The sequence below is a fragment of the Halotia branconii CENA392 genome, from assembly GCF_029953635.1.
In the GTDB taxonomy this organism is placed as follows: Bacteria; Cyanobacteriota; Cyanobacteriia; order Cyanobacteriales; family Nostocaceae; genus Halotia; species Halotia branconii.
In genome coordinates this window covers 4,512,125-4,530,507 of record NZ_CP124543.1, presented here as the reverse complement: position 1 = coordinate 4,530,507, position 18,383 = coordinate 4,512,125, and the positions used below count along the sequence as shown (strand labels likewise).

The window sequence follows — 18,383 nt, the reverse complement described above, 5'->3', positions numbered from 1 at the left end:
ATGCGTTTAGATAGCTACACTTTAGGTACTTATACCCCAGGCGCACCATATTGGAAGCAACTTGTTTGGTATTTTGTAGGTTCGCCCTTGGTTGAGAGTTACTGGCTGCCGATATCAAGCTTAAAAGTTTGGGTACTTTGTTGCTTTGGAGCGCAAATTGGTCAAGGTGTTCGTATCAAGCCAGGGGTAAGAGTGAAGTTTCCTTGGCGATTAATTGTAGGCGATTATGTTTGGATTGGTGAAGATGCCTGGATCGATAACTTGGCTGCTGTCACCATAGAAAGTCATGTGTGCCTATCTCAAGGTGTCTATCTCTGCACTGGCAATCATGACTGGAATCATCCTGATTTTCAACTAATTCCTGCCCCGATTCATATTCAGGAGAGTAGTTGGATTGCAGCTAAGTCAGTAATCGGGCCAGGAGTCACTATTGGTAAGGGTGCAGTACTGACTTTAGGTGGAGTTACCGGACGCTCCTTGGAGCCGATGATCATTTATGCAGGTAATCCAGCCCAGCCTATAAAAGAACGAAAACTATAAATTTTGCGATCGCATCGGTTAGCGCAGTTACGCAAGGCGTTTAAGGTACACTTTTGAGTACATTCAATGTAATCAAAGTATTTTAAAATGGCTGAATTTTTATCTACTTACGGTTCACTGATTGTCTCAATGGTATTGGGGGCGCTGCTGGGACTATCACTTTATTTACCTCTGATGACTGGGCAATTGTCCTTAGCAAGTCCTGGGTTTTATGCTTTAGGTGGATATATTGCAGCAATTTTATCTACAAAAATTTTTACATCTAGTAGTGGTTTATATCCCATTCCATTATTGTTATTGGAGATGTTAATTGCTGGGATAATTTCAGGTTTATTGGGCGTAGCAGTAGGCATTCCGGCCTTACGATTGCGAGGAATTTATTTAGCGATCGCGACTATTGCGTTTGTAGAAATCCTGCGAGTTTTGTCCTTAAATTTAGAAATTACGGGCGGTGCTGTAGGAATTTTCGGTATTCCTCAACCCTTCGCAACTCAAATTGAATATTTATGGATTGCTCTACCATTACTATTAGTAAGTATGGTAGTTTTTTATCGTTTGGAACGTATTCGCGTAGGCAGAGCGTTTACAGCTATCCGTGAAGATGAATTAGCAGCAGGGGCAATGGGCATTAACCCCACCTACTACAAAGTTTTAGCATTTACTCTAGGAGCAATTCTTGCAGGGATTGTAGGTGCTATTAGCGCCCATTTTCTTAATACCTGGAATGCTCGTCAAGGTACTTTTGATGCCAGTATTATCTATTTAACTTTTGTGTTAATTGGTGGTTCAAGAACTTTTTTAGGTTCTGTAGTCGGTGGTATGCTATTTACAGCCTTACCTGAAGTTTTGCGAGGACTAGCTGACACAGGTGGTTTGCCCGATTGGTTAGCGCAATTTTTGCGGGATGGGAGATTAATTATTTTTGGCTTGTTGATTGTAGTGGGAACAATCTTCTTTCCTCAAGGTTTAGTAACTCCAGATATTTTTAAAATAGGTAAACTTAGAAACAAGTAATGTCATATAGTTCAGTAAATAGCAGCAACATAGCCTTAGAAGTAAAATCTCTGACTCGCCGCTTCGGAGGTTTGGTAGCGGTGAATAATGTATCTTTTACAGTTAATAAACATGAGATTTTTGGCTTGATTGGCCCTAATGGTGCTGGGAAAACAACATTATTTAATTTGATTACAGCTTTAATACCAGCTTCTAGTGGAGAATTACATTATCAAGGTTCAGCAATTTCTCAATTGCGTCCTCATCAAATTGCAGGATTGGGTATTGCTCGGACATTTCAAAATATCCGTTTGTTTGGGGAATTATCAGCATTAGAAAATGTGATTATTGCTCGGCATTTACACACCAAAAGCAACATGATTACAGGAGTTTTGGGATTACCACCTGCGCCTAGAGAAGAATATAAAAGCAGACAAAAAGCTTTAGAATTATTAGATTTAGTCGGTTTAAGCGATCGCGCCGCCGAAAAAGCCAAAAACTTCGCCTACGGTGATCAACGTCGCATAGAAATTGCCCGCGCCTTAGCCCTAAAACCGCAAGTCTTACTTCTCGATGAACCCGCTGCTGGGATGAATCCCAGCGAAAAGCAATATCTGAGTAAATTTATCCGCAATCTTCGCGATCGCTTCAACTTGACAATTATCTTAATTGAACATCATGTTCCTTTAGTCATGGGCTTGTGCGATCGCATTGCTGTTTTAGACTTTGGACAATTAATTGCTTTGGGTGAACCGTCTGTAGTAAGAAACGATCCAGCTGTGATTGAAGCTTACTTGGGAAATGAGTAATATAACAATACCTAATTCTTTTATTTAAAAATATAAGACTTACTTTCTTGCTCTATTTGGTCGCTAATAATCTCTGTTCCCATACTAGGTTTCTCTAGATTAACTCTAATAAAATTAATTTTATCTTCTGCTGTAAATTTTTTGTTATTATCAGAGTCTTTAATAACTTTGAGAAAAATTGCATTTTGACTGGGTACTACAACCCAATTGATAATTTTAGTATTATTTGGGGTAACTTGTTGAAGATTTTTACCTGACAAATCAGAAATATAGCCAATCACAGCATCTTCGTTATTAACTTTTTGATCTTTATTTGTATCTTCATTAATGATTTTATATAACCAAACTCTAATAGGAGCCTTCCCTGTATTTTTCACCTCCAATAAATCAAAAGAATTGATAATAGCTTTTCTATTTAATAAAAGATGAGACTTGCCATCTTGTTTATGATAAAAAATAATGTTATGTAGATTGCTATTATTTCTTTCATAAGAACGTGAAAACTCCCAACTCTTATCTTGCTTTTGATACTGCACAGCAAGATTAACTGGAATCATCAAATAATCTGATTGCTCTTTAATAACTAAGTCACCGTAGATAACATTTGGTTGTGGCTGCGGTTCGCTAGTTGCCTTTGCCTGTTCTACTTTTTTGGTCACGCTTGACTCACAGGAACAAGAAAAGGTGCCTATACTGATAGCTATAAATATTTGTTTCCAAATAGGACAGTTATTCATTAAATCTTTCCAATATGTAACCATCCTATTTTGCTTGCTGCTGAAAAATCAACCAGATTGATATTGAAAATCAAAACTACTAAGTAGTTAAGCACAATAAATTACATAATGACTATAAATATTTGTACACTATTACTTATCAAACTTAAAAACCCGGTCTAGGTTGACCAGGTTTCTAAAAGTTTAGAGCCTTCAAATTGTTAAGTTTGTTAGATACAACTAAGGTGGACATAATTAGCAAACTCAGCAATTTTTGTTTTTCCGCTTTGGGATTTGGCTTTACCTTTGAAGTCAGGCTTTTTGCCACTTAACATTGCCGATATTTGCCTGGGGTGATGACAGGGGACACAAAGTCATTTACCCATTTAGTTTGTTTGTGCTTTGTTTGGTGTCCTGCTATTTAATTTAACACTCACTTTTTGATGAGTAACCCTTAGTTTACCAAAGTTGACGTTTTGTAGAATTTTGCAATATAGCTGAGATTCTACAAACCATCAACACTTTGATCCCCGGCTAGCTTTTAAAGAGATCAAAACTGATATTTAAGAGACAAGACAGTTAAATGCACCGAATTTTACCAGTTCCACATAACTGGGTTGTCATCAAGATGATCGGTGACAATGCGTCCGATCGCATCTATTTCGGCAATTTCATCGGCAGAAAGTTTTAGTTCGGCTGCTAGGGCATTATCTGTTGCTTGCTTAGGATAACGCGCCCCAGCGATCGCATTACTTTGGGGTTGAGCAATTAACCAAGCTAATGCCAACTGAGCCAATGTAGAATTATGTCGGTCAGCGATTGGACGTAATTTTTCTAAGGCTTGTTGAGCGTGTTTAAAGTTTTCGCCTTGAAACAATTTATTTTTAGCCCGGTTATCTTCTGGATCAAATCTCTGGTCGGCAGCAAATTTACCAGTCAGCAATCCTTGTGCTAAAGATGAATAAGCCAAGATAGAAATATTGTTCTCAATACAATAAGGCATCGCATCTGTTTCTATTTTTCGCCAAAACAGAGAATAAGGCGGTTGTAAACTATCAATACGTCCATACTTGGAGGCTTCTGCCAATTGAGTCTTAGAAAAGTTAGAAACACCAATCGCTCGAATTTTTCCTTGTTCTTTTAAGAAAGTCAGAGCTTTCATAGTCTCCTCAATGGGAACTGTTTCACTATTGAAAGCCCCAGAAGGCCAATGAATTTGGTAAAGATCGATATAGTCGGTTTTGAGGTTTTTCAAAGAGCGATCGCAAGCTGTAATCACTTGGTCATACTTGAGATGGTTGGAGAAAACTTTCGTAGCATATTCCACGCGATCGCGAACATCAGATAAAGCTTCGGCTACAATTTGCTCAGAGTGTCCTTCACCATAGACCTCAGCGGTGTCAATGGTTGTGATACCCGCTTCAAATGCTGCTCGAATAGTTTTAATAGAGTCAGCATCCTCAATTCCCTTCCACATCTTTTTACCGGCTTGCCAAGTCCCCATCAAGATAGGTGTAATTTGTACGTCCGATTTCCCTAGTGTCCGCTTTTGCATGATGGTTCTTTAGTTCATTATTTCCGCACAATTACATACTTTAACGGTCTTAACTAGAAATTAAATCAGAGTTATAGTAGATGCCAATGAAATTGACTACGACTTTACATGCACTCAAAGAATGGGCAGTAGCCATAGATGCCCTAGAAAAAGGTAAAACTATTATGCTGCTTCGTAAAGGTGGTATCCGTGAAACAAAGGGACGTTTCCAAGTTGCCCATGAGCAGATTGTGCTTTATCCGACTTACGAACACCAACAAACTGGCTTGCTTAAATCTGAATATGCCAATCTTGTATCTCCAGTCACTCCTGGCTGGCATCCAGAAAAGGTTCCCATCAGCAGTTGGGCTGAAATTACCGATATTTTGCCGATTAATGACGAATCAGCTGTCAATGCTTTACTTCCTTTTCATATTTGGAACGAGCATTTTATTAGCGATCGCCTCAAGTGGAAACCACATCAGCCTTTATATATACTCCTCCTGCGGACTTATAAATTACCCCAAGAGCAGGAAATTTTTTATAGTCATGAATACGGTGGTTGCAAATCATGGATTGATTTAGCCCAACCGATTCAGCTACAAGACGCAAAACCTGTTTTATCTGACTTGCAATACACTCAACAAGTAAAGGAAATTCGCAGCATTTTAAGCTCATTATGTTTTTAGACTAATTTTGTAAAGTTGCGATCGCAGTTGATGTCCAGGTATCTGCACTATTGTAGCCATCAAAACAAACTGTCTGATCCCCAAGTATCTCCAAAAATAGTAGTGATCGATACATACACTTACAAAAACCACAGATACCATTAGGAAAATCCTAACCATAAAGGTAGGGTGAGAGACAAAAACATTTGTCTCTTTGTCTTGATATGCAAAGGAATCTGTCTTAAGACGTATTTCTAATTCAGTAATTGTACCACATGGATTTGTAGATAAATGGACACATGCTAGGGAGATAAAAATTTATCTCACAAGAGCGAGGTAGATCTTGACAAAAATCTGCCATTATGCACTATAAGCTATATAAGCTAAAACACAAAGGAGTTTGCCATGCATCAACAAATGTGCTGGTTATCTAAGTCTGGTGAAGATGGAGAAAAGATATTGTATTTGCAAGCCGCGCCTCATGAGCCTTGGCGGCCTTATACAGCTTGCCGACAATATGCAGTGCCAGATTATCCCATCCCAGGCGGTTCTAAAGGTTGGGCTACTTATCAAAAACTGCTGAAAGCAGGTTGGACATTAGTACCTAGCGCACGGGCAAACGAGTTTGGTAGTCAATATTCAGAGTCTAAAATCCAAAATCAATAGTTAATACTCTAACTCTAGTCCCTAGCTCCTAGCCCCTAGTCCCTAATTCAAAACCCTCTAGGAGAACCATCACCACGAGGATCGGCTGCTCCTTCTAAGGTTCCATCTGCTGTAACGGCGATCGCGTTAGCATTACCCCAAGGTTCAGCTTCTTGTATCTTGTGTCCGCGACGGCGTAAATCTTGCAGAGTTAGAGCATCCAAACCCCAAGGTTCTACTAGCAAATTATCGGGAAGCCATTGATGATGTATGCGTGGCACAGAAACGGCTGAACCAACATCCATATTGTATGCCAGCACATTCAGAATAATTTGCAGTACCTGAGTGATGATAGTGCTACCGCCAGGTGTACCTACTACCATGCGGAGGCGGCCATTCTCCGTGATAATTGTTGGAGTCATGCTGGATAAGGGAGTTTTGCGAGGTGCGATTGCATTAGCTTCATTACCCACAAGGCCAAATACATTTGGTACTCCTGGTGCGGCTGCAAAATCATCCATCTCATCATTCAATAGAATACCAGTTCCCGGTGTCACGACTCCAGAACCGAAACCAAAGTTGACTGTAAACGTGAGACTGACTGCGTTACGTTCTTCATCTACAACGTTAAGATGGCTGGTTTCTGTAGATTCATGACGACGTGTATTTCGTTTCTGCGTATCAGCTTGACTGAAGTTTTGTAAGGTTTTTAAATCTATTGGCTTAACCTCAGTTGCAGGTTGAGCCTTTTGCATATTTATTTCTTGACGGCGTTTTTTGGCGTAAGCTGGGCTGATTAGCTGTTGTACGGGAACTTTCACAAAATCCGGATCGCCTAAATATTGCGAACGATCAGCATAAGCAATTTTCATTGCTTCTACCATTAAATGTAAGCTATCAGGATGATGCCATCCTAAAGATTTCAAATCAGTGTCACCAATAATATTTAACATCTGCAATAGATGAACACCTCCTGATGAAGGTGGCGGCATAGAGCAAATTTTAGCTTGGCGAAAGTTACCACATACGGGAGTACGCCAGATTGATTTATAAGCTTTTAAGTCTGCAAGTGTAATTAAACCACCATTTTTGGCCATATCAGCAGCGATCGCTTGAGCAATTTTGCCAGTGTAAAAACTTTGGGGATTTTGAGCAATTATTTCTAAAGTTGTTGCCAAATCACGCTGTACAAGCCTTTCTCCTGGTTGATAAAATTCACCATTACGAGTAAAAATCGCCTTTGCCGCCGGATTGTTGAGAATTACTTGTTTACGGTTTTCGTACTGGGGAAGCGATCGCCAACTCACTTGAGGACTAATAATAAAACCATATTTAGCCAAAGCGATCGCAGGTTTGATTACTTCTTGCCAAGGCAGCTTACCATAACGACGATGAACTTCATACATTCCTGCCACCGTTCCCGGTGTCGCCACTGCCAAATATCCATTTAAACTTGCATTGGGACGCACCTTACCTTGGGCATCTAAATACATATTTCTGGTAGCTTTGAGTGGTGCGCGTTCCCGAAAATCTAGCGCTTTGATTTCCCCAGTTTTCCCAGAATGCATCAATAAAAATCCACCGCCACCAATACCCGCCGAAAAAGGCTCAACTACAGAAATAGCAAAGGTTGTGGCCACAGCTGCATCAACTGCATTACCACCCTTGCGTAACATCCAAATTCCCGCCTCACTCGCCAAGGGATTTGCTGAAACCACCATCGCCTTTTTGCTGCGTAGAGGTAAAGTCAAGACGGCTGATGCAACTTGGCTACCAAGAATAATATTTAAGGAAAAAACAGCGATCGCAACCTGTCGAAATTTAGCAACAATAACCATTGTGATGCCATTGTGTTTGACATTTATTAGCCTACAGCTAAGGGATACATTTTATACGCTGTTCGTACAGGAGTTGAAAGGCGATCATCAAATTTCGCGCTATTATTTAGTAATCAAAAATAGAAATTACTTTAATACTAGACACCCTAAACATAGGCTTTCTTTTTTTCTCAATTGTCATAAATTCCTCTGCACCAACTGACAACGCCGTAGCTACATGAAGCGCATCCATAGCTGCTAAACCATACTGACAAGCGATGTTATAAGCGTCTTGTACTACTTTTTCTATATCGTTAGACCAGTAAGTGACAGCACTAAAGAATGATTTGTAAAATTCAGCTTCTACTGTTTTTCGATTATAAATTGCTTTAGGCATTACCTCCATTTTGATAAATTCGCTCGAAGCAAATTCACGGCTTGAATCTGCTAAAATATTTCCAAAGCTTTTTCTGAATCTTCTCCCACACCACGCGCCGCATTTATTAACACTCCAGAATCAATAAAAGTTTGGGATCTGCGGGTTAATAGTGTCCCAACCAATCGGGTTTCGACTGCGCTCAACCCTCAACTGTCGAGAGTTGAGCGCAGTCGAAACTCGGTTTACTGATACTTTATTTTCACGTAAGTCCCTTATCTTCATGCGTCAGTTTCCTGCAATCCTCCGCGAAGACTAGCAATTTCTTTTTCTATTTCATCTCGACTTAATAAAGGTTCACCATCAGCAACAATCTTAGAGCGAATTTGGCGTAACCGTTCTCCCAAAGGAGTTTTATTCGCAGAAGTTTTCAAGTGAAGAAATTCAACAAAATCTAAAACTTACTCCTGTTTGTCTTGTGGAAGGGAACGCCACTTGGTTAATAACTCTTGTTCTGGACTCATTACTATTCACCCACTACTATTACTACTTTTATTGTGACTGGGTACTTTTATTAGCTTACCGTTAAGTTAAGAGTTGAAAGGTGATCGCTAAATTTCGTGCTATTATTAATTTGTATGGCTAATTGCCGTACACAAAATATATATGATTAATATAGAGGCTATTATGGCTGACACGGTGGCTAAAAGCAGCCAAGAAAAATCCAAGCAATCTAAAGCTGAACGTTTGGAAGCACGGATCAGTAAAGAGCAAAAAGAATTGTTTCAACGTGCAGCAAAAATTCAGGGTAGAACTTTAACAGATTTCGTAATTAGTAGCCTTCTCAATGCTGCTAACCAAGTTATCCAGGAAAATGAAATGATGATCTTAAGCAGAAAAGACCAAGAAGTTTTTGTGGAAGCACTCCTCAATCCACCAGAACCAAGTGCAAAATTAAAAGCTGCTGCTCAACGCTATAAACAAAATATGGGTGTTTAAGTGGCGTTACTTGAGACTTTTGATAATTATTTAATAGAGCCGCTAGGCAAGCATGATCGGGCGGCTTTTTCTTGTGGTATTGAAATCTTAGATCGTTATCTAAAACAGCAAGCTAGACAAGATGCCCGTAAACGCGTAGCTGCTCCCTTTGTTTTAGTAGAAAAAAATTCTGGTATCATTGCTGGTTATTACACACTTTCATCAACAAGTATTAAATTTGAAGAGTTACCAATAGAGTTAAGTAAAAATTTGCCAAAATATCCTATTGTTCCTGCAACTCTTTTAGGTAGATTAGCAGTTGATCAAAATCACCGAAAAAAAGGGTTAGGAGAGATACTATTAATGGATGCACTCTATCGCAGCCTAAAAAGTGAAATAGCTACTATAGCTGTAGTAGTCGATGCCAAAGATGATGCAGCTTGCTCTTTCTACGAGCATTATAATTTTATTGGTTTTCCTAATTTTTCTCATTGGTTATTTATTATGATAGAGACAGTTGCCAAAATGTTTACATAAGTAGTTTGCAACATTTTTGTGAGCGCTACCTATTGTTTTTTCCATAACAACTTATAGAAAAAGAATTTCTCCCAAACATGAGAGAAATCCTCGATTTTTAGTATTCAAACCAGGATATTAAATTGTTATCTTCTTAGAGAAATAACTTCAAACTCAAAAGAAGCAATCAGACGCTGATCAATGTAAACTTGTATTTTATATTTACCACCTGGATCGCCAGGGGTGATTGTCCAAAAATTTTCAATTACACCTTCTGAAGCCATCTGTGTACGCTTTGTTACAGATTCGCTCCCATCTTTTGAAACTGAGAAGTTTTCCCCATCATCTGTAGCCCAAGTTTCTGGACGTTTTGGTAATTGTAAAACTTCTCGCCACGTCACCTCACCGTTATAGTCTTTCAGTTGAATACGCCAGCCATATTTACCGCCTTGACTTAGTAAGATTCTGTTAGTAGGAGTAAAGTTACTTTCACCGTTAGAGTCAATTCTCAGGACTCCAAACTCAGCTTTACTAACAGTAATAGGTTTAGAATTACTTGACTGAGAAATTGACCCAGAAGATTTTATAGTATCGTTTGCTACAGCTATAGTTGCCCCGATTGGTTGAGAAACTATGACTCCAGATATCAACCAAGAAGAAGTTAGTAAAATTGTTGCAGCCAAAGTTCTCATTAGTCAAATTTTTTGGTCAGTTACTGGTACTTATTCAAGCACTTTGACTTACCTTCCGGGTTGATGTTTACCAATCAGAACCTTGAGGAAACAATAGTTCATCTAGCCAATTTTCCAGTTGTAAACGTAAACGCCAGCCAAGAACATCTTTTTTGTTGTGCGTAGGTAATTGAGTCAAGGCACGACGGTAATCAGCGATCGCACAATTCCAATCACCCCAAAGATGATAAGTTCTGCCGCGTTCAGCCCAAATATGACCTTTCAGTTGACCGAAAAGCAATGTTACCTCAAAATTATCAATAGCCTCTTCGTATTGTCCCAAGTCACGCAAGGTGATACCTCGGTTAATCCACGCTCTCACATAGCTGGGATTTAAGTCAATGGCTCGATCATAATCGACAAGTGCAGTTGCTAATTCCCCACGGGATGCATAATAATTAGCTCGGTTGTTATAAGCACTAGCTAAATCAGGATTAAGTTGTAAAGCGGTGTTATAGTCGCGCCATGCTTTTTGCGCCTCACCACTTTGAAAATAAATTAAGCCTCGATTGTTGTAATCAATAGCGTTTTGGGGATGGCGGTGAATTAATTGGCTTAATAATGCGATCGCTTGAGTATAATCTCCTCGTTGAGCTAACTTGAGAGCGCCAGAGCGTAAGTAGCTGTCTTTTAAAGTAGATTCCTCGCGATCGCTAGTCCCACGAGCTTGAACTTCTAATGTAGTTTTTACAACAAACTGATCACAATTATTTTGTTGATTACCAGAAGCTAAAAATGAGTGACTATTCATGTTTCCTACCTGAGCTACTTGCTCTTTGCAATCAAATTAAAGTTTGCTGTAGTAATAGTGATTTAACCGTGTGTCAATTTTTAATGTGCCTATCATTACTTAAGTTTATTTAAGACACTGTAACAACTAGAAAATTTCACCTTACACAACAATTCATGTTCCAATCTGATAATAGATACGTCATCCCTAAGTTAAATTCCAGAAACAGTTAATCTCCGTCTGCAAGACTAATTATGTAGGGAGAGCGACAAGTTGGTAAAATATTTAAATTCTGATAAATTTTTCTTATGACAACAGCAACTTCTTATCAAAACGCTCCCGATTTAGCGGCTGATGATTATATCGTTATAGGCTTGGCAACCTGCTTTGTTAAAGAAGATGGAGAAGTTCATCAAGTAGAAGTGATAGAACCGATTCCCTCTGCGGCTTTAGAAGCACTATTAAAAGGTATTCCTACTTCCTATAAGTTAGCTTGTGCAATTACGTTGGGAGCTTTGCTAGATGGCGATACACCGCTTTTACCAGACGGCTTCCCAGAATCAGCTCAGTTAGGAGAGGAATTTGTCTCACGAGTATTTGCAACTGCTCGTACCTACAAACGTCGTGAAACAGCAAAATCTCTAATTCCTCTGGGAACAACTTATACTGATTTAAATTATTCTATTGAGCGCAAACGGGTACTAAATGCCGCTAGAGTTGTCACCAAAGAAGACAACATTAAACAGCATTCCCACACTCACAAAGTTCTTTAATCTCAATTAATGATGCTAAAACACACTACCAATCTCTAATACCGTTTCACTTTAAAGTTGATACATTTGGGCAAGCAGGGGAGGCAGGGGAGGCAGGGGAAACAGGGGGAGCAAGAAAAGTAATTTGTATCAATAATTTCGTGAAATGGTATAAGATGCTTATTTTTCAGCATTTTTGGTTACCAATGCATCTTGGTTTGATACTGGTTTTCACACCAATGCTAATGAATACTCACACTGCCCCTAAGATTAAAAATCCGTCCAGCGGTCTTGGGGAAGAAACGATCGCTCCATCGGAATGGAAGCAACTGGTTCTGTAAGGGTAAAAGTACCTGCTTCAATCCATTGTTTTAATTCTTGGGCAATTTGCCGAGAAAAAAACAAACTTGCTAAAGGAGCTGTTCGTACTGTTTTGCCCTCAATGGTGATACGTCCAGACTTAAGTTGGGCGTAACTCACTAAACCAAATGTGGGACGGACGCGTCGGGGAATAGAAAAGTCTACTATCGGCGCTACTAAATCTTTATCTTGCACTGCACAGTGTTCTACTACTTCTTCGTTTAATACCGGGAGGGGAACACCTACACCCAGCATTAACGAAGGCCCATAACTTTTGAAGTAACAACCCCGCACCCAACGAGTATCCATAAGCTTGGCATCACCAATTAAAGCTAAAGTCGCAGCCGGGCCAATCGGTGCATGATTAGCTAACCGCTTTTGTAAGGGAAAGTGTTGAGTACCTTCCCAAGCAACATAACCAATGCCGCCGCCTAAAAAAATTCGTGTGCCAATACCAACAAGTTGTAAATTGGGATCGTTGAGTAAGGGGGAAATAGCACCAGCGTTTGAGTAAACAGCGTTGCCCAAACGTGGTTGTAAAGGGCCAAGATAAGTAAAAAGTGGGCGATCGCCTCCATTTACCCCCACAATAAAATTTTGATAGAGATTGCGTGGATTGAATAAATAAAATTGATTGATAGTGTCACGAGTAACAGTAGTTTCAAAAGTTGCCCGTGGGTAGCAATCAGTTACTTGTCCTTGCGCTCTAATGTGTACAGGTTTTCCCGCTATCAAATCTTCTATGACATGACCGCCGCCGCGTTCTCGAACTTCTTCACCATCCATCACATCTACGGCACAACTCGCACCTAAGTACAAATCTACTGCCCCAAATCCAGAGTACGCTGGAACACCATCTATCCAGCAACGGCGAATTTTGATTGGGGGGTCAGTATGTCCCAGATTGATAATTGCACCGCTAGATTCCATTGGCTCAAAAGTGCCAGTGGTAATTACATCAACTTCTTGAGCAACTTTTGTAACGCCAACTTCTGCAACTCGTGCTTTTAATTCTTCAACAGTCAACACCACCGCATGTTGGCTGATGATTTTATCATTAATTTCCGCAATTGTTCGCATTTTAAATGAAGCGGATCTGCATATTAATTATGCCTCAATACGCTTAGGATAAGAATAATTAACCGCAGAGGCAGGCCAGTGCGTTGGGGAGACAGCGCTGTGGGCGGCTTTGCCGACTTGTTCGCTTTTAGCGTTCCCGCAGGGTAGCGACTGTCGTCGGGTTCCCCGACTTGTAGCAACTGGAGCGCAGAGAGAGAAATCAGAGATTTTTACGACTCACTGAGAATTGCTATGTTATCTCAAGATCAATTATTTTGTAGATTCTTCTTCAACTTCGACAACACTAAACACGCAAGTCCCACTACTACCAGCGATACTGAAGAAGTTGGTTCTGGAACAGATTGAGGCTGTACAGGTTGGTAATGGCTACTGAGTGATGCCAAAAGTTGCTCAATATTAGTGTTGAAATTAGTATCAGTATCTCTAGAAAGTATGAGTCGGTTAAATGTTTGGGTTTGTGATACATCAAAATTTTCTGTTAACTCCAGAAAATCTTGACCTATTTTGCCGATGAAGGAGTTAATCAGATTGTCAACATCAGATCTAATCTCTTGCGGTGAAGACTCCAAAATGTTGGTATTACTGCCATTACCAATGATTGTATTGTCATTGGTAGATAACCAGTTACCATTACCAACGACTGTGTTGTTACTTGTAAATAGCCAATTACCATTACCGACGATTGTATTATTACTGCCGAAGTCCCAATTACCGTTACCAATGGTGGCATTGTCATTACCAAAATGCCAGTTACCATTACCTAAAGTGGCATTATTACTGCCATCATCCCAGTACCAATTACCATTGCCTAGGGTTGTATTATTTTCTGCAAATAGCCAGTTACCATTACCAACGGTAGTATTGTTATTGTTAAAATTCCAGTTGCCATTGCCAACGGTCGCGCTGTCGCTGCCGTAGTCGGAATTAAAATTACCAATAGTTGCGTTATTGTTACCAAAATCTCTATTGCCATTGCCAACAGGTGCATTGTCCTTATTAAAGGGAGGGCTATCAGTAATAGAGTTACTGTTATCACTAAAAGGTGTTTGGTTTCCTAAAACTATTTGCAAAGGATCAAAGGGCGATTGAAATGAACTACCACCATTTGTAAATAAATTACTGTCACCACCTGCAAATGGATTACCACCGCTTGCCAAAGCGTTGTCAATATCTTTAAAAAAGTCTTCACCCAGAACTAACTGCAAGCGATTAAAGATTAATTGCTGAAGCTGACTGCCACCCTCACCTGCGAATGGGTTGATACCACCACCTGGAATAGGATTGCTAGTATTGGAGATGTCACTAATATTTGTCACTGAATTACTACCACTGCCAGCAAAGAGATTCCCAATATTAAAGGTATTATCTCCAGCATTAATCTGGTTGATAGCAGATGCTTCCATCAGTACTAATCTCCTGTTTATAATTCAAAAATTAACTAATAAAAAAATATAAATATCAAACCTTTAAAAATTACTAGTAGTGTTTTTTAAGATTTTGGAGTATTACTTTAAAAAGTAATTTTATATACTTTGTTGTGCGATCACAATGATTAATTTTTTGATTAATATGACATTTGTTTTGATCGTTGTTAAAAATAGATATTTTCTGTTGAAGATAAGATCTAATTTAAAAAGCAAAATATATCTCTGCTAATCATCTTTTTTAAAATCAAACACAGATGAACAACGATTAAATTTTTGTGTTCATCTGTATTGAGGAGCAGTTTTGTGGAGTAATTCTAATAACTGCGACTAAGCAAAGGGATTACTACCACTTGCAAAAGGATTGTCACCCCCTGCAATTGGATTGCTACCCCCTGCAAAAGGATTGTTACCCTCTGCAAAAGGATTGCTACCCCCTGCAATTGGATTGCTACCCCCTGCAATTGGATTGCTACCTCCTGCAAAAGGATTGTTACCCTCTGCAAAAGGATTGCTACCCCCTGCAATTGGATTGTCACCACCTGCAAAAGGATTACTACCATCAGCGAATGGGTTTTCGCCACCAGTTAAAGGATCACCGCTACTACCAACTTTGGTTGGATTTTGACCGCCAGCGAAAATATCCCAGAAGTTGTCACCGGCAAAAGGATTACCATTGTAAGGAAGGTCACTAGGATCAACCGATCCACCAGCTGGGAATGGGTTTTCGATACCTCCATTACCAAAGGCGTTACCAAAACCCTCGATGATCACTTTTTCATCAACATTTGGAATGTCAAACAAAGGAGCAAAGGGTGTTGTCTTTAGTAGCTCACTCAAATCACCAGTAGAGGGACTACCGTTACCGCCATTCATTGCATCTGCCATGAGAAATAGTTCTCCTGTTTTTAGGGTAGAAGTTTTGCAAATATTGAGAATAACAAGTAGGCAATTTTAAACTTGTTCCACAATTTACTTATTGCCTGTACCTTGCGAAATCTAGTTAGGAGTTGTTAGCTTGTTCAGGTAATTATGTTGTTTGACTTGATATAGAAATGAACTGAGAATCTGTACTATCTACGTATAACAATTTAAATAACTTTATCTTGAATTACAATAGAAAATGTTTTGATAATGAAGATCAAATCTTTAGATTATTTTAAAAATAAAGTAATTAAGCTGAACAGACAAATTATATTAAAAATTAAATTTATGCCTTGGTATTCTTTCAATATTAGCTATTATGAGTTTTAATTAATTTCGCTATTTTAAAACAAAAATTCTGATAATTTTATAGTTATAAATATTGTGCAAAAATTGCAATAAATATGAAAGTATTAGGATGTATTTGTATAAGTTGATGATTCATCTGGCAGTAATCTAAAATGCATACAATTAATCAAAAGTCAATGACAAAAACTTGGGGAAATGCGATCGCACAACCAGCCCCAGAATTTCCTTCTACCCAACTGCCAATTCTCTGGGGGCAAATCCCTGATGGGTTGCGTGGCACACTTTACCGCAACGGGCCAGCCCGTCTAGAACGTGGTGGTATCCCTATGGGACACTGGTTTGATGGAGATGGGGCAATTCTTGCTGTGCATTTTACTGATGCAGGCGCTACCGGAGTTTATCGCTACGTGCAAACTCTTGGCTATCAACAAGAAACTGCCGCAGGTAAACTGCTTTACGGCAACTATGGCATGACAGCACCGGGGCCAATTTGGAATCAATGGCGAAAACCAGTGAAGAACGCTGCTAATACTTCAGTGCTAGCACTCCCCGATAAACTCTTAGCACTATGGGAAGGTGGTAAACCTCATGCCTTAGATTTGCAAACTTTAGAAACTTGGGGCGAAGATGATTTAGGGGGATTAACTGGAGGCTTAAGTTATTCTGCCCATGACAAATGTGACCCCAACACAGGAGAAATTTTTAACTTTGGCATTAGTTCTGGAAAAGATGCGACATTAAATATCTATAAAAGCGATTCCACAGGCAAGATTAACCAAAAAGCCGCATATCAACTAGATGGAGTGCCGTTGGTGCATGATTTTGTCTTGGCAGGACAGTATCTTGTCTTTTTCGTGCCACCAGTGCGGTTGAATATTTTACCCATATTATTGGGAACAAGCAGTTATAGTGATTCGTTAGAATGGCGACCTCAACTAGGAACCCAGATTTTAGTCTTTGACCGCGAAAATTTATCTTTAGTAATTCGAAAAGAAACTGAACCTTGGTATCAATGGCATTTTGCCAATGGTTATGTAGATGCTGACGGTTCAGTGATTGTAGATATTGCCCGTTATGAAGATTTTCAGACAAACCAATATCTCAAAGAAGTAGCTACAGGAAAAACTCACACTGCTGCTAAAAGTACATTTTCACGGGTACGTCTCAATCCCCAAACAGGGAAAGTTATAGAAATTCAGCAATTGTCAGACCGACATTGTGAATTTCCCAGTGTGCCACAGCAAAACGTTGGGCAATTTTCTCGCTACACATATATGTCTGGGTTCCGCCAAGGGACAGATATCAGCCAAGAATTATTAAACGCGATCGCTCGCTTCGATCACAAGAGCCAAATTCTCACCGAAGCAGATTTCGGAGAAAATCGCTATCCTTCAGAACCCATACATGTCCAAAATGCTCAAAACTCCCTACAGAGTTGGGTAATCACAGTTGTATACGATGGTAATTCTGATAATAGTCAAGTTTGGATATTTGATAGCGATCGCTTAGACGCAGAACCTATCTGTAAACTAGGATTACCCAGCATTATTCCCCACGGCTTCCACGGCACTTGGAAAGATGCAGGTTTGTAGTGAGGACTAAAGTCCTCTCCATGCGTACAGCATCTTCAACAAAGGGCTAAAGTCATTATTTAAAATCCCAAATGGACAAAGATTTTTACCTACAATATGCAGCCGTAGAAGATCAGCACTGGTGGTTTGTGGGTCGCCGCCGGATCATAAATCGAGTCATTCGTCAACTTCATTTACCAAAAAATCCCAAAATCCTGGAGGCTGGTTGTGGTACAGGCGGTAACTTGAGTATGCTAGCTCGTCATGGTCAAATATCTGCGATGGAACTAGACGAAATCGCTGGCAAAATTGCTAATGAACGACAAGTAACTCAGGTTAAATTAGGTAGCTTACCTGATAAAATTCCTTTTACAGACGAGTATGACTTGATTGTCATCTTAGATGTTATAGAACATCTTGATAATGACTTAGCAGCACTAATGGCATTACATTCTAGATTAAAGCCCGGAGGTTGGTTATTAGTTACAGTCCCTGCTTACAAATTTTTGTGGAGTCAGCACGATGACATCAATCACCACAAACGCCGTTATGTTTTGCCAGCTTTAAAGCGACTTGTAACCAAGGCTGGGTACACTGTCCGTTACGGCAGTTATTTTAATGCTTTTCTATTTCCTATAGTTGCTTTAATGCGTTTTTTGAAAAACTTATCACGTATCGAAAGTAATTCTGTTGGTAGTAATGACTTAAATTTGCCAACTAAACCTATCAATCAGTTCTTAACTTTCTTATTTGCCAGTGAACGTCATTTAATTAATCGCATAAAACTACCTTTTGGTGTATCTATTTTGTTGGTAGCGCAGAAAAGTTTGTAAGTCCACAACCGAAAGCATCCACTTTTGCAATAAACCGGGCGATTGGAAATCGCAACTATACAGACTAAGTATAAATC

20 protein-coding genes are annotated in these 18,383 nt (G+C 39.5%); 10 read left to right on the top strand and 10 right to left on the bottom strand.

The annotated features are described in order from the left end of the window. The 3 genes from QI031_RS19965 (at position 1) to QI031_RS19955 (ending at position 2,342) form a co-directional block, all read left to right on the top strand. Positions 1 to 540, top strand: a complete 540-nt coding sequence (locus tag QI031_RS19965; protein ID WP_281481395.1) for a WcaF family extracellular polysaccharide biosynthesis acetyltransferase — start codon at positions 1 to 3, stop codon at positions 538 to 540. 87 nt (positions 541 to 627) lie between these two features. After that, complete coding sequence (locus QI031_RS19960; protein ID WP_281481394.1) at positions 628 to 1,554, top strand: branched-chain amino acid ABC transporter permease; 927 nt, start codon at positions 628 to 630, stop codon at positions 1,552 to 1,554. Next, positions 1,554 to 2,342, top strand: coding sequence for an ABC transporter ATP-binding protein (locus QI031_RS19955; protein WP_281481393.1), 789 nt, complete (start codon positions 1,554 to 1,556; stop codon positions 2,340 to 2,342). Before QI031_RS19960 ends, QI031_RS19955 begins: the two co-directional genes overlap by 1 nt. A 20-nt stretch (positions 2,343 to 2,362) precedes the next feature. Here the strand turns inward: QI031_RS19955 and QI031_RS19950 are convergent, their stop codons facing one another. After that, complete coding sequence (locus QI031_RS19950) at positions 2,363 to 3,103, bottom strand: hypothetical protein (protein WP_281481392.1); 741 nt, start codon at positions 3,101 to 3,103, stop codon at positions 2,363 to 2,365. Between the two features lie 550 nt (positions 3,104 to 3,653). Then, positions 3,654 to 4,613: an aldo/keto reductase gene (locus QI031_RS19945; RefSeq protein WP_281481391.1), complete on the bottom strand. Its 960-nt coding sequence runs from the start codon at positions 4,611 to 4,613 to the stop codon at positions 3,654 to 3,656. A gap of 80 nt (positions 4,614 to 4,693) precedes the next feature. Between QI031_RS19945 and QI031_RS19940 the strand changes: the two genes are divergently transcribed. Beyond that, a complete protein-coding gene (locus QI031_RS19940) occupies positions 4,694 to 5,281 on the top strand; it encodes a DUF1802 family protein (protein WP_281481390.1) in 588 nt (195 codons plus the stop codon). Positions 5,282 to 5,665: 384 nt separating this feature from the next. Continuing rightward, a complete protein-coding gene (locus tag QI031_RS19935) occupies positions 5,666 to 5,926 on the top strand; it encodes a hypothetical protein (protein WP_281481389.1) in 261 nt (86 codons plus the stop codon). Between the two features lie 47 nt (positions 5,927 to 5,973). On the opposite strand, the gene ggt is transcribed toward QI031_RS19935, so the two are convergent. From ggt to QI031_RS31590, 3 genes are all read right to left on the bottom strand, one after another. Continuing rightward, complete coding sequence (gene ggt, locus QI031_RS19930; RefSeq protein WP_281481388.1) at positions 5,974 to 7,743, bottom strand: gamma-glutamyltransferase; 1,770 nt, start codon at positions 7,741 to 7,743, stop codon at positions 5,974 to 5,976. A gap of 106 nt (positions 7,744 to 7,849) precedes the next feature. Further along, complete coding sequence (locus QI031_RS19925; RefSeq protein WP_281481387.1) at positions 7,850 to 8,119, bottom strand: type II toxin-antitoxin system VapC family toxin; 270 nt, start codon at positions 8,117 to 8,119, stop codon at positions 7,850 to 7,852. Positions 8,120 to 8,379: 260 nt separating this feature from the next. Then, positions 8,380 to 8,532, bottom strand: a complete 153-nt coding sequence (locus QI031_RS31590; RefSeq protein ID WP_343217808.1) for a hypothetical protein — start codon at positions 8,530 to 8,532, stop codon at positions 8,380 to 8,382. A gap of 232 nt (positions 8,533 to 8,764) precedes the next feature. Between QI031_RS31590 and QI031_RS19915 the strand changes: the two genes are divergently transcribed. After that, positions 8,765 to 9,097 (top strand): type II toxin-antitoxin system TacA family antitoxin, encoded by a 333-nt coding sequence (locus tag QI031_RS19915; RefSeq protein WP_425525975.1) that lies wholly within the window; start codon positions 8,765 to 8,767, stop codon positions 9,095 to 9,097. After that, positions 9,098 to 9,613, top strand: coding sequence for a GNAT family N-acetyltransferase (locus tag QI031_RS19910; protein WP_281481386.1), 516 nt, complete (start codon positions 9,098 to 9,100; stop codon positions 9,611 to 9,613). A gap of 125 nt (positions 9,614 to 9,738) precedes the next feature. On the opposite strand, the gene QI031_RS19905 is transcribed toward QI031_RS19910, so the two are convergent. Next, complete coding sequence (locus tag QI031_RS19905; RefSeq protein WP_281481385.1) at positions 9,739 to 10,284, bottom strand: hypothetical protein; 546 nt, start codon at positions 10,282 to 10,284, stop codon at positions 9,739 to 9,741. Between the two features lie 67 nt (positions 10,285 to 10,351). Continuing rightward, positions 10,352 to 11,074, bottom strand: a complete 723-nt coding sequence (locus tag QI031_RS19900) for a tetratricopeptide repeat protein (RefSeq protein WP_281481384.1) — start codon at positions 11,072 to 11,074, stop codon at positions 10,352 to 10,354. 287 nt (positions 11,075 to 11,361) lie between these two features. On the opposite strand from QI031_RS19900, the gene QI031_RS19895 reads away from it, so the two are divergent. Next, positions 11,362 to 11,826, top strand: coding sequence for a hypothetical protein (locus tag QI031_RS19895; RefSeq protein ID WP_281481383.1), 465 nt, complete (start codon positions 11,362 to 11,364; stop codon positions 11,824 to 11,826). 249 nt (positions 11,827 to 12,075) lie between these two features. Here the strand turns inward: QI031_RS19895 and QI031_RS19890 are convergent, their stop codons facing one another. The 3 genes from QI031_RS19890 to QI031_RS19880 all read right to left on the bottom strand — a co-directional run bounded on the left by QI031_RS19890 (position 12,076) and on the right by QI031_RS19880 (position 15,557). Then, positions 12,076 to 13,245, bottom strand: coding sequence for a homocysteine biosynthesis protein (locus tag QI031_RS19890; RefSeq protein ID WP_281481382.1), 1,170 nt, complete (start codon positions 13,243 to 13,245; stop codon positions 12,076 to 12,078). A 245-nt stretch (positions 13,246 to 13,490) separates the two neighbouring features. Then, positions 13,491 to 14,648 (bottom strand): hypothetical protein, encoded by a 1,158-nt coding sequence (locus QI031_RS19885; protein ID WP_281481381.1) that lies wholly within the window; start codon positions 14,646 to 14,648, stop codon positions 13,491 to 13,493. Positions 14,649 to 14,999: 351 nt separating this feature from the next. Beyond that, positions 15,000 to 15,557 (bottom strand): hypothetical protein, encoded by a 558-nt coding sequence (locus QI031_RS19880; RefSeq protein WP_281481380.1) that lies wholly within the window; start codon positions 15,555 to 15,557, stop codon positions 15,000 to 15,002. A gap of 497 nt (positions 15,558 to 16,054) precedes the next feature. Here QI031_RS19880 and QI031_RS19875 point away from each other — a divergent pair, with 497 nt between their 5' ends. Then, positions 16,055 to 17,494 carry a carotenoid oxygenase family protein gene (locus tag QI031_RS19875; protein WP_281481379.1) on the top strand — a complete coding sequence of 480 codons (1,440 nt, stop codon included), beginning with the start codon at positions 16,055 to 16,057 and terminating at the stop codon, positions 17,492 to 17,494. Positions 17,495 to 17,565: 71 nt separating this feature from the next. Further along, the gene (locus QI031_RS19870; RefSeq protein WP_281481378.1) at positions 17,566 to 18,306 is read left to right on the top strand and encodes a class I SAM-dependent methyltransferase; all 741 of its coding nucleotides are present in this window, start codon (positions 17,566 to 17,568) and stop codon (positions 18,304 to 18,306) included. Positions 18,307 to 18,383: the final 77 nt, after the last annotated feature.

Excerpts from the sequence above, each read along its gene's own strand:
- QI031_RS19955 (WP_281481393.1), top strand. The coding sequence starts at position 1,554 with ATGTCATATAGTTCAGTAAATAGCAGCAACATAGCCTTAGAAGTAAAA.
- QI031_RS19940 (WP_281481390.1), top strand. The coding sequence starts at position 4,694 with ATGCCAATGAAATTGACTACGACTTTACATGCACTCAAAGAATGGGCA.
- QI031_RS19870 (WP_281481378.1), top strand. The coding sequence starts at position 17,566 with ATGGACAAAGATTTTTACCTACAATATGCAGCCGTAGAAGATCAGCAC.
- QI031_RS19950 (WP_281481392.1), bottom strand. The coding sequence starts at position 3,103 with ATGGTTACATATTGGAAAGATTTAATGAATAACTGTCCTATTTGGAAA.
- QI031_RS19915 (WP_425525975.1), top strand. The coding sequence starts at position 8,765 with ATGATTAATATAGAGGCTATTATGGCTGACACGGTGGCTAAAAGCAGC.
- QI031_RS19960 (WP_281481394.1), top strand. The coding sequence starts at position 628 with ATGGCTGAATTTTTATCTACTTACGGTTCACTGATTGTCTCAATGGTA.
- QI031_RS19900 (WP_281481384.1), bottom strand. The coding sequence starts at position 11,074 with ATGAATAGTCACTCATTTTTAGCTTCTGGTAATCAACAAAATAATTGT.
- QI031_RS19885 (WP_281481381.1), bottom strand. The coding sequence starts at position 14,648 with ATGGAAGCATCTGCTATCAACCAGATTAATGCTGGAGATAATACCTTT.
- QI031_RS19890 (WP_281481382.1), bottom strand. The coding sequence starts at position 13,245 with ATGCGAACAATTGCGGAAATTAATGATAAAATCATCAGCCAACATGCG.
- QI031_RS19945 (WP_281481391.1), bottom strand. The coding sequence starts at position 4,613 with ATGCAAAAGCGGACACTAGGGAAATCGGACGTACAAATTACACCTATC.
- QI031_RS19880 (WP_281481380.1), bottom strand. The coding sequence starts at position 15,557 with ATGGCAGATGCAATGAATGGCGGTAACGGTAGTCCCTCTACTGGTGAT.
- QI031_RS19905 (WP_281481385.1), bottom strand. The coding sequence starts at position 10,284 with ATGAGAACTTTGGCTGCAACAATTTTACTAACTTCTTCTTGGTTGATA.
- QI031_RS19895 (WP_281481383.1), top strand. The coding sequence starts at position 11,362 with ATGACAACAGCAACTTCTTATCAAAACGCTCCCGATTTAGCGGCTGAT.
- QI031_RS19965 (WP_281481395.1), top strand. The coding sequence starts at position 1 with ATGCGTTTAGATAGCTACACTTTAGGTACTTATACCCCAGGCGCACCA.
- QI031_RS19935 (WP_281481389.1), top strand. The coding sequence starts at position 5,666 with ATGCATCAACAAATGTGCTGGTTATCTAAGTCTGGTGAAGATGGAGAA.
- QI031_RS19925 (WP_281481387.1), bottom strand. The coding sequence starts at position 8,119 with ATGCCTAAAGCAATTTATAATCGAAAAACAGTAGAAGCTGAATTTTAC.
- ggt (WP_281481388.1), bottom strand. The coding sequence starts at position 7,743 with ATGGTTATTGTTGCTAAATTTCGACAGGTTGCGATCGCTGTTTTTTCC.
- QI031_RS19875 (WP_281481379.1), top strand. The coding sequence starts at position 16,055 with ATGCATACAATTAATCAAAAGTCAATGACAAAAACTTGGGGAAATGCG.